Annotated in this window: 7 protein-coding genes and 1 tRNA gene; 2 read left to right on the top strand and 6 right to left on the bottom strand. The window is 44.2% G+C overall.

Annotated elements, in window-relative coordinates; all coding sequences use genetic code 11:
• Position 1: 1 nt before the first annotated feature.
• From T500_RS0113225 to T500_RS0113200, 6 genes are all read right to left on the bottom strand, one after another.
• Positions 2-75, bottom strand: a tRNA-Arg gene (locus T500_RS0113225).
• Between the two features lie 84 nt (positions 76-159).
• A complete protein-coding gene (locus tag T500_RS0113220) occupies positions 160-1,044 on the bottom strand; it encodes an AraC family transcriptional regulator (protein WP_028908510.1) in 885 nt (294 codons plus the stop codon).
• Positions 1,045-1,047: 3 nt separating this feature from the next.
• Positions 1,048-1,935, bottom strand: coding sequence for a 4-hydroxy-tetrahydrodipicolinate synthase (dapA, locus tag T500_RS0113215; RefSeq protein ID WP_013064109.1), 888 nt, complete (start codon positions 1,933-1,935; stop codon positions 1,048-1,050).
• Between the two features lie 17 nt (positions 1,936-1,952).
• On the bottom strand, positions 1,953-2,906 hold the full coding sequence (locus T500_RS0113210) for an SPFH domain-containing protein (protein ID WP_013064961.1): 954 nt from the start codon (positions 2,904-2,906) through the stop codon (positions 1,953-1,955).
• A 26-nt stretch (positions 2,907-2,932) separates the two neighbouring features.
• Entirely contained in the window at positions 2,933-3,382 is a 450-nt protein-coding gene (locus T500_RS0113205; RefSeq protein ID WP_028908509.1) for an NfeD family protein, read from the bottom strand.
• A 6-nt stretch (positions 3,383-3,388) separates the two neighbouring features.
• The gene (locus T500_RS0113200) at positions 3,389-5,749 is read right to left on the bottom strand and encodes a C10 family peptidase (RefSeq protein WP_028908508.1); all 2,361 of its coding nucleotides are present in this window, start codon (positions 5,747-5,749) and stop codon (positions 3,389-3,391) included.
• Positions 5,750-5,863: 114 nt separating this feature from the next.
• Here T500_RS0113200 and T500_RS0113195 point away from each other — a divergent pair, with 114 nt between their 5' ends.
• Both T500_RS0113195 and T500_RS0113190 read left to right on the top strand, forming a co-directional pair.
• Positions 5,864-8,224 carry a TonB-dependent receptor gene (locus T500_RS0113195; RefSeq protein WP_028908507.1) on the top strand — a complete coding sequence of 787 codons (2,361 nt, stop codon included), beginning with the start codon at positions 5,864-5,866 and terminating at the stop codon, positions 8,222-8,224.
• Between the two features lie 120 nt (positions 8,225-8,344).
• On the top strand, positions 8,345-10,921 hold the full coding sequence (locus tag T500_RS0113190; RefSeq protein WP_028908506.1) for a DUF4842 domain-containing protein: 2,577 nt from the start codon (positions 8,345-8,347) through the stop codon (positions 10,919-10,921).
• The last annotated feature ends 146 nt before the right edge of the window (positions 10,922-11,067 follow it).

The following is an 11,067-nucleotide window of genomic DNA, read 5'->3' as shown; positions in this document are numbered from 1 at the left end:
GTGATTCCGGCGGGATTCAAACCCACAACCTTCTGATCCGTAGTCAGATGCTCTATTCAGTTGAGCTACGGAACCATTTCCGATTTGCGGGTGCAAAGGTACTGACTTTTTTTGGAACCACCAAACTTTTGGCGGACTTTTTTCGAAAAAAGTTCAGTTTTACACGATAATTCGCGTTTTATGGTAGTTTTCGCGGAACTCAGAGGGGCTACAACCCTTACGTTTCTTGAAAATACGATTAAAGTTGCTCAGGTTATTGAACCCACAAGCATAGCTGATTTCGGATACCGAATTAGTACTATCCACCAACATTCTGCTGGCATAACCTAATCGCTGGTCGATAATATACTCACTCAGATTACGACCGGTATGCAACTTAAAGAAACGACTGAAAGCCGAAGGACTCATACCTGCCAGGTCGGCAAGTGTAGTCAATCGGATTTCCTTGGTGTAGTTCTGCTCGATATAGTTCTTTACCTTCGTTACGCGTCGGCTATCGCTTGTCACCTCGATCTTAGCAAAGCTGCTTGAAGCCAACGTATGGGCACCATCACACTTTGAAAGCTCATACAGGATAGTCAAGAACTGCTGGAAGGCATAAAAACCATCCTTAACAGAGCAAAGCGAATTAAGTTGCTGATAAACGCGCATAATAGCGTCCATAGGGAAACTAAGTCCCTTGCGTGCCTCCTGCATCATCTGCTGAATAGAGATGAAGGGATTGCGCGAAAAGATACTATTCTCTGAAAAATCGAACTCAAAGTGTATGGTTACCTCGTGGATATCATCGCTGGTGCAATTACCCTGCTCCCACACATGCTCCAGATCGGGACTGGTTATCAGCACAAGGTCGTAATCACCAATCACCTCGTTAGAGTCGCCCACAATGCGACGAACGCCTGGGGCATGCTCTACGAAGTTAAGTTCGAAAACCTTATGGTTATGGATGGGATAGGTGAACTCTTTTTTATGTCGTTCAGCAATATAGAGCACATCCTTTCCCGTCAACTGGGTAATCTCATGGATAACCTTGCTTTCTATCATATCTTAAATTTTCAGTTCTTTGAGAATCTCAGACATACGCTGCATGTTATTGATTCGCATGGGCACCAATGGCAAGCGGAGCACATTCTGAATAAAGCCCATCTCCGAAAGCATAGCCTTTACACCTGCTGGGTTGCCATCCACAAACAGCAACGAGAAGAGATCGGTAAAACGATGATGGATAGTGCGTGCAGGATCGTACTCGCCACGCATCTGCAAACGGATCATACGCGAGAACTCCTTTGGCAGCGCATTACCTATAACAGAGATCACACCTACGGCGCCACAGCTTACCATAGGGAATGTAAGCGAATCGTCGCCAGAGATTACATCGAAATCGGCAGGTTTGTTCTTGATAATCTCATCAACCTGCTCCAGATTACCACTGGCCTCCTTAATAGCTACGATATTCTGACAATCGCGAGCCAGACGAACAGTAGTAGCAGCCTGAAGGTTTACACCAGTACGACCAGGCACGTTATAAAGCACAACAGGCAACTGGGTAGCAGCTGCAATGGCCTTAAAGTGCTGGTACAATCCTTCCTGCGAAGGCTTGTTGTAATAAGGACAAACGCTAAGAATACCGTCGATGCCCTTGAAGTCGGCTGTTTGTAACTCTTCTACGACAGCAGCGGTATTGTTTCCGCCACATCCTATTAATATAGGTACGCGCGCCTGCACGTAGTCTACTACTAAATCCTTAATCTTCTGTTTCTCCTCACGTGTCAGCGTAGGTGTTTCACCTGTTGTAGCGAGGATGCAAAAGAAGTCAGCACCGTTGTTAAGCTGATAGTCTACCAGACGTATCAGCGCATCATAGTCAACCGAACCGTCTTCCTTGAATGGGGTAATGAGCGCAATGCCCAGACCTTTAAAAATGTTATGTACCATGTATAATTGTGTTGCTATTATTCTGCTTTAAATAAATCCTTGATGCCGCCAATTGAACCGAGGAGGTTAGTGGCCTCATACGGCAGGTAAACGGTCTTTGTCTTGTCGCCCTCTGCAAGCTCCTGCATCATCTGAATATACTTCTGAGCCAGCAGGTAGTTGGCAGGGTTGGTGCTCTTACCTACAGCCTGAGTAATCAGTTCGATAGCCTTAGCTTCGGCCTCGGCTTTGCGAATACGTGCCTGAGCCTCACCCTCAGCCTGCAGGATAGCCTGCTGCTTAGCAGCTTCGGCCTTGTTAACGATAGCTGTCTTCTCACCTTCAGAAGCCAGAATCTCGGCAGCCTTCTGTCCCTCAGAAGTCAGAATCTGGGCACGCTTATTACGCTCGGCCTGCATCTGCTTCTCCATGGCTGTGAGTACCGAATCAGGAGGTGTGATATCCTGCAGCTCTACGCGATTAACCTTAACGCCCCACTTATCGGTGGCATCGTCGAGTACGGCAGAGAGTTTTTTATTGATGGTGTCGCGAGATGTCAGCGTCTCGTCGAGTTCCAGTTCACCGATGATGTTACGCAGAGTTGTCTGAGTAAGTTTCTCGATAGCATTGGGCAGGTTGTTAATCTCGTAAGTAGCCTTAAAGGGATCAACAATCTGGAAATACAGCAGCGCATTAATCTCTGTCTGTACGTTATCTTTTGTAATCACATTCTGCTTTGGGAAATCGTACACCTGTTCACGCAGATCAATGGTGGTAGAGTACATATAGCGTCCATGATGCAGAACAACTATCGACTTAGCACGATCGATGAACGGAATGATGATGTTGATACCAGGCTGGAGCGTAGCATAGTAACGACCCAGGCGTTCGATGATCTTGGTTTCTGACTGAGGAATAATCACAAGTGCCATTTTGGCAAAGATAACCACGCATACCACAATGGCTATCAAGATGTAAGACATTATATCCATTTTTTATTTTTTTATTTTTTCAATTTTTACATTTTCTCTACTGTGATGATGGTTGACGCACGATCTACTACAACCACGTTAGCACCCTCTGGGATATCGATCTCGCTCTTGGTTACGGCTTTCCAGATGTCGCCATCTATCTGCACACGACCGGAACCACCAGCCTGGATAGGCTCTACCACCCTACCCTGTCGGCCCAGCAACGCATCAGCATTACTAATACGTTTGTCTTCGCCTTTATGCAGATAGCGCTTGGCAAAGGGACGCACATAAAACAAGCTAACAAGCGTAACAACCACAAACACCACAATCTGATAGTAGGTGCCCGCACCAATAGCAGCTACGATAGCAGCAGGTACAGCTCCGATAGCGAAGCAGATAATGAAGAAATCGCCCGCTGTAAGTTCGAGTATCAGACAGATGAGTGCTACAGCAGCCCACAACTGCCAGAGATGTTGCATGATATAATCAATCATAATCGTTTATTTGTTTACCACTTTCTTCTTATTAATAATGTATACACCCTTAGGCAGACTCTTCAGTTCAGATGCCTTACCCAATCTTACACCGCGCATATCATAAACATCGGCATTAGGTGAATCGATTTGGATATCCTTGATGGCAGTATCCTCTAACAAAAGATAGACAGAACTATACTTGTATGAGAAATACTGACCACCATCCTTCTCATAAAGTTCGAAGTTTAGAGGGAACAGATCATCACCATTGTATCCAAAAAACAGCGGCAGATAATAATTACCAACCGTAAGATTCTCGAAATTGAATGGAATATCCTTTGTTTCGCCAATAGCAATATTTACCATTGTTTTTACACTAGTGATGGACACAATATCATTCGGTGCCGTACCACCATACAACAAAACAACAATATCGTCATTATATGCTGCCGAACCATAATTAGAAATGTGCGCAACACCCTTCAAAGTTGTTCCTGTAGATGCTTCTTTCCAACCTGATGATGTAGATTTTGCACCGTCTACTTCCAGATCCAAGATTAACGCCATCCCCGAGACATTTGCCTCGAAACGATAGAGAGAATCTGTGAGTTCACTACTATTACCACTTAGATAGAACACAAAATTACCCGCACGCTGAGGTGTATATACAAGTACAACATCACCTGTTTCACCAGCCTCAAGGTTGGTACCACCACCTGTCAGGAGCTGGAACTTATCAGTACCCTGCTCTAAGCTGGCATTACCATACAGGAACAATGGGGCATTGTTTGTCTTGTTCTTATCTGTTACGTTTACGGTAATTGTTATTGGCTTACCCACCTCACAATTCTCGCTTACGGTTACCGAATTGATAGTAAAACTTGAAACAGAAGGATCTTCAAATGATCCGTAAGCCTTGGTTGTCATCTGATTACCATTGATGGTTAGCTCAATATAACGACAAGTAGCGTTCAAAGCCTGTTGCCACAAACTCTTTCCCGTTTCACGGCTCATGGCTCGCAGCTGATAAGTACCATCAGCAAGTCCCTTACCAAATGCCAACGAAGCGGTAGTAAATGATGAGGTGCCTTTAAAATAGTCAAAATCGAAATCGATTGATACCGAATCAATCATTGCCACCAGTTTATCATTCTGGTATAATGCATAACCCAAATCATGGTGACGTACTACTTTAGGTTGAGTAACATTATATAAACTCAGCATCAACTGTATGCCAGGAAAGTTTTCCGAAGCAGAGTTACGAGTATAGGTACCTTTATCGCTTTTTATGGTACAGCTATTTACAAACAATCGCATAGACTTTCCTGCAACCGACGCACCTTTCTCAACACCTACAAGTGCCGACTGACTGAAAGAATAGCCACTTGAACCAGCATTACCACCCGTATATTGCATTTCAGGATTCAAAACAGAAATCAGGAAGTAATCATCGCTTGAACCTCCCCAACCCCAGTTTACATGGAAATAGCCCACGTCATCTTTTGCCTGATAGCCATCAAGAATAAAAGCATGTCCAACAATGCCCTGACCAGAAGAGGCCGAATTTCCAGCATAGAAAACAGGACGGTTAGCAGCCAACTCATTATAGATGACTTCGTCCCAACCCTTGGCGGTATAGCATGTACGCTCGATATAATTCGTTGTTTCGGCATAGCCGTATTGGATACGAAGCGCTTCACAGGCATCATAATCATAGGCATTTGAGCTTTCTGAGCCATATTGCATGTACACTTTCTCGCCTACATCTGCCATCAGTTTGGCTACAGCATCAACAGCCTCACCAGTATCGTCTGACGAATAGGTGGTCTTCATGGCATCCCAATTAAATGTTTCTGGCCATTTGTGATAATACATAATCTGAGCCACCGCAGTAGCCACACAACCAGTAGGACAGTTCACGCCCGACTCAACAGGGCAATTATTATTATAGGGAGTATTCTGATTCCATTGGGTCTTAATCAGAGGAGAAATATCTGCATGCGTAGGTACGGCAGCACGTGTTTTAACGCTACTGTTTACTGCATGATTATAAGCCTCGAGCATAGCCTTCATAGCAGGAGGTGCAGTCTGTGCATCATAGCTATTCTTCAAACCATATGCAAGTACCGATGGTAGTTCGTCATCAGCACTAATTACTACGAAACCTCCATCTGCATTAAACACATAGATACCGGCGTTATCGCCATCGGCTATACCTGTTACAGCACGGGTTAGTTCTCCGCTGGCGGAACGGGTTACATGAGGCATTTTGCTACGCAAGAAATCGCTGGCAATTTTACGGGCCGACTGCTCGTCGACAGGTGCTGCCATAGTCAGCAAAAAGCTGAATAGCACCAGATAGGCTGAGAGTACATATTTCTTCATAATCGTAACAATTTGATGGTTTTATAGTGCAAAAATAGACATTTTTGTCGAAATAGCAAAGAAAAAACAAATTATTAGCAAATAAAAGCGCGATTTTTCCGTTATTATGTTATAATGATACGCAAATTAAACAAATTCATCATCATATTGGTACTATTGATGAGTACCCTGACTGCAGCCGCCGATGACTTCACCCTGAAGGGAAAAGTGATCGACGAAGATGGGCATGCATTGGAACTTGTAACCATATCGTGCGCCGCCCAAGGAAAGCTAACCATGACTAATCTGAAAGGCGAGTTCAGCATCGGTCTGAGCACAGCCGACTCGGTTGTGGTAAAATTCACAATGGTGGGCTATGGCGTAAGAAAGCGCGTGTTTAAACGTCCCAAAGGCAAGATGACAGTACAGATTGTGATGCATCCGGCAGCCACGCTGAGCGAGGTAACGGTAACACAACGCCGCCGCCAGACTTCACAAACAGAACAACTGGACACCAAACACCTGCAACAAACGCCATCAACCACAGGTAATGCGGTAGAGGAGATGATACAGCAGCAGGCTGGTGTATCGAGCCATATCGAGCTATCATCACAATATAATGTACGCGGCGGATCGTTCGACGAGAACTCTGTTTACATCAACCAGATTGAGGTTTACCGACCATTATTAATCAGTAGTGGACAGCAGGAAGGGCTGTCTGTTATCAACCCTAATATGGTCGAGAAAATTGGATTTTCAACGGGCGGATACGAAGCGAAATACGGCGACAAAATGTCGTCGGTACTAGATATTACTTACAGACACATTAAAGGCTTTGAGGCCAATGCCACAGCCTCGCTGTTAGGTGCGAGTAGTTTTATCGGTTACGGCAACAGCCGTTTCTCGATGAGTCACGGTATCAGATACAAGACTAACCGCTACCTGCTAAACACATTAGAAACAACAGGAGAATATAAGCCTAATTATCTTGATTATCAGACATATATATGCTATAAACCAAACAAAAGGTGGAACATAGATTTTATAGGCAATATAGCTGATAATCATTACAACTTTACGCCCAAAGACAGAGAAACAAGTTTCGGTACTCTGGCTGATTCCAAGCAGTTTAAAGTTTACTTCGACGGGCAGGAAAAGGACCGTTTCAACACCCTATTCGGCGCACTCGGAATTACACGTAAAATCAGCGATTCAACCAGTATAAAGTTTCTTACATCAGCATTCCATACCAAGGAACGAGAAACTTATGATATCACAGGTCAGTATTGGCTCAATGATACACAGACTCAGGAGAGTTTAGGTGTGGGCACCTACATGGAACACGCTCGCAACTATCTGTCGGCCGATGTGATCAATTTCAAGCTGATAGCCCGCCATCAAACACGCCATCACGACATCGAAGCCGGCATCAGCTACAAGACAGAACACATCAAGGAACAATCACGCGAATATGAGATGCGCGACTCGAGCGGCTACTCTATTCCCCACTCTGCCGACAAGCTGAATCTGATATACACGTTGAATGCCAAGAACGATATCAGAAGCAACAGAATTGAGGCGTACATTCAAGATGTTTACCACTGGGCAAAAGGCGACAATTACTTTACGCTGAATTTCGGCGTGAGAATTGCCAACTGGAGTTACAACAAGGAAACAACCGTATCACCCAGAGCCTCATTAGCCATCGTGCCGGCATTTAACAGCGATCTTACCTTCAGATTCGCAACCGGATTGTATTATCAGGCACCATTCTACAAAGAGATGCGCGACACCACTACTGTTAACGGTATCACAACAGCTACATTAAATAGCCATATCAAGAGTCAGCAGTCTATCCACTTCATAGCTGCTACAGATTACCGCTTCAGCATGCTGAACCGCCCGTTCAAATTTACAGCCGAAGCCTATTACAAAGCACTTAACAACCTGATTCCGTATAATGTTCAGAACATGAAGATCACCTATTACGGCGAGAACCTTACCAAGGGTTACGCCACAGGTATCGACCTAAAACTGTACGGCGAATTTGTACCAGGAACCGACTCGTGGCTTACCCTCTCGCTGATGAGCACCCGTCAGAAGTTCAACAACCAATGGATACCATTACCCACCGACCAGCGATGGGCTGTAAACCTGCATTTTACAGATTATTTCCCAGGTACAGAACGATGGAAGATGACGCTGAGATTGGCATTTGCCGATGGTCTGCCCTTTGGCGCCCCACACAGGGGACTGGAGCAGCAACAATTCCGTGCTCCCGCCTACAAACGTGCCGATATCGGAATGAGCTACTGTGCTCTGAAAAACACTAAGGGCATCAAGGGCATCTGGTTAGGAATCGACTGTCTGAACCTGTTCGGCATATCAAACGTAAACAGCTACTATTGGGTAACTGATGTAACCAACACCCAATGGGCCGTACCTAATTTCCTGACGAATCGCCAAATTAACGGGAAAATTACTATAAATTTATAATATTTGTTAATTTTCGAGGGTTTTTCGAAGCTTCGCGGGTACAATATAAATAAAAACGTTATCTTTGCACAAAATACAGTTTGTTTGAAGTATAATAACGTAACTAAAAGAATTTTTGCGATGAGAAAGATATCGATTTATGCATTACTAAGCATTTTATCGTTAGGCAGTTGTACCAAGGAGTTCGTTTATAACGATACTAACGACATTAAGGAAAATGCCGAGCAAATATTTGGTTTGATTGATCCTAACCAGGATTGGCGTACCACGACATCTGGTACAGTAAGCATTACAGCCGATGCTAACTTGGCCAACATTTCCAAGGTGCAGATCTTGACAGGATCTCCGTTCTTTAACAAGAATGCAAAGATTCTGGCTGAGACAGAAGCTACAGCCGGACAGACCGTGACTTTGAGCTACGATGCACCACGAACCACCACCCAGGTGGTTGCCGCCTGCACCGACAACAACGGAAAGTACTATATTCAGGCCTTTAATATTGGCGACAAGACTGTTAGCTTCAAGAGTTCTGCTGCTACCACCCGTGCTGCAGCTATCACAAGAGCTGGAGCTGAACTACCAGAGATATCGCTTGACTTTAAGAGCTCATTCCAGTCGTACAATGCAGAACGTGCCAAAAGCACCAACAATGCTTACAGCAGCTGGAAAGGCTCAAATTGGGAAAACGACCGATTGTGGCAGCTAACCAGTTCAGGAAACCCTAATGGTTGGACCGTATCCAATAACACCATTTACAGAAATGCTCCGGCTTTATCCGCAGAAGAAGAAGCTAATCTTGAGATCATATTCGAAGATGCGCTCGGTAGATATGAAAAGGGTAAAGCGAAAAATAATCTACCAATCATCAAAGAGAGCAGTCGCGTTCGTTTATACGGCAACCATCTGGTAAGCACCGGCGATGCAGCTATCACATTAACCCCCGTTCAGGCTGCTTCGACCGAGGCCTATTGGTGCGACATCTATTACTATTACTACAGAACAGGCGACATTCCTGAAGGAACTTCAGAGGCTAACTATATCAAAACGTTACCAAAGTTCAAGGCTATCGACGTGAACGAGGTAAGAGATGGCATCAGCGCTGTTACAGGAACCCCCAAAAACGACCCTGACACAAAATTCCTCAGACAGCACGAATATCTGCTGCCTTTCTATGGAAATGCTTCAGAGTTTATATCCAAGTCATATTCACTTGATTCGTATGGCTATACTACAGACGGGAACTACTATCGCATCTACAATCACTCTGGCAAAAGTGATGCGAAACCAACGCCAATACCAGATTCAAATCACTATATCACATATGGCGACCAAACAGAAAATTTGAAGGACGACGGCGCAGTTGATATCAAGTATCAACTATGGCAAGTTTTTACTAACGCCAATGATAACTCTGTGATGCTTTATAACGTAGGAAGCCAAAAATTCTTTTGGTGGAACAATGGTGAATATGTTGAAGTTAAGGACATCACAGAGAATAGTCTAAAAAACTACACTATCTATGTTACAGATGATGCAAAGAATCCCTTTGCTTTCAAAGACATAGTGGGCAAAAAAGTATTCATTTTAAGTTCAGCCAAGAGCAATTTTATCAAGGCACTTATAGATACTGGTCGTTCGTATCTTTATAGAGGAGGAACAAATGTAAGTGGGAACTTTAGAGATGCCCGAGAATGGACATTCGAGCTATACGAAGAACATCCAGCAACTGCTATTACCGACTTTGATCTGCCAGAGAAGCAATTCCCCGATAAACAAATTGTTCCACCAAGCGCAAAGCCTTCTACTATTATCCCTGCAGGCTACCGTATTGGATTCATGGTAAGGAAAGATGGTGGTGCAAAAGCTAACAACAACAATGGCAACAACAGCCTAAAAGGCTGCGTGTACGGTTATGGCGCATTAAACACAGAGATAAACAGCTACGGTAATTTCCATCGTTCTGTTAAAGACTTCCACATGGATCTCGACTCTCCCCGTATGGCAACGTTTACCGCCAACAATAAAGTATATCTCACTTTCGAGGAAGGAACCGACGCACAGTTTAGTGACATCATTGTTGAGATGGGTTCTGCAGGCGATACCGGTGTAGACATGTTCGACGAGGAGCAAGAGGTTAACGAGTTTTCGTACACCATGTGCTTTGAGGACCGCCCCAATACAGCCGACTACGATATGAACGACGTGGTATTGCGTTGCACCCGCATTTCGGATACCGAATTAATGCTGTCGCTGATTGCTACTGGTGCTAACGACCCCGTTCTTATCAGCGGTATTGTAGGCGAATTCTCAAGAGGAACAGATTTGAACGGCAAGGAAGTACACAGCCTGTTTGACGTAGAAACCTCAACTTTCGTAAACACCGTTGCATCAGAAAACACTTTGCCCGAAGTATCGGGTATTTACAGAGTAGATGAATCAACAACTATCAAGCAGTTCCTGAGCAACATTTACATCACAAACACCGTTACCGGCAGAACAATCGGCTTACCAGCAACCGGCGAACCTCCTTTCGCCATTATTATGCCAGGCGATTTTGACTATCCTCAGGAAAGAATTAGTATAGCTACCGCCTACCGACTGTTTAGCGAGTGGGTAAACGACGCCACCAACTATGGCGACTGGCCAAAGTTCTACGATAAGGACAAGATTTACACCAACCCTTACAACAATAAATAAGCTGAGTAAATATACACAATAAACAAGAGATTGTAGCCGAAAACGCGCTACAATCTCTTTTTTTTAATAAAAAAAGCAAAATAAGGTTGGATTATCCAATAAGTTTTGTACCTTTGCAATTCGAAAATATTAATTCTAATTTTTAA

It is taken from the genome of Xylanibacter ruminicola Ga6B6, from assembly GCF_000687715.1.
In the GTDB taxonomy this organism is placed as follows: Bacteria; Bacteroidota; Bacteroidia; order Bacteroidales; family Bacteroidaceae; genus Prevotella; species Prevotella ruminicola_B.
The sequence above is the reverse complement of the archived record's forward strand: the minus strand, read 5'-3'. Positions and strand labels throughout refer to the sequence as shown.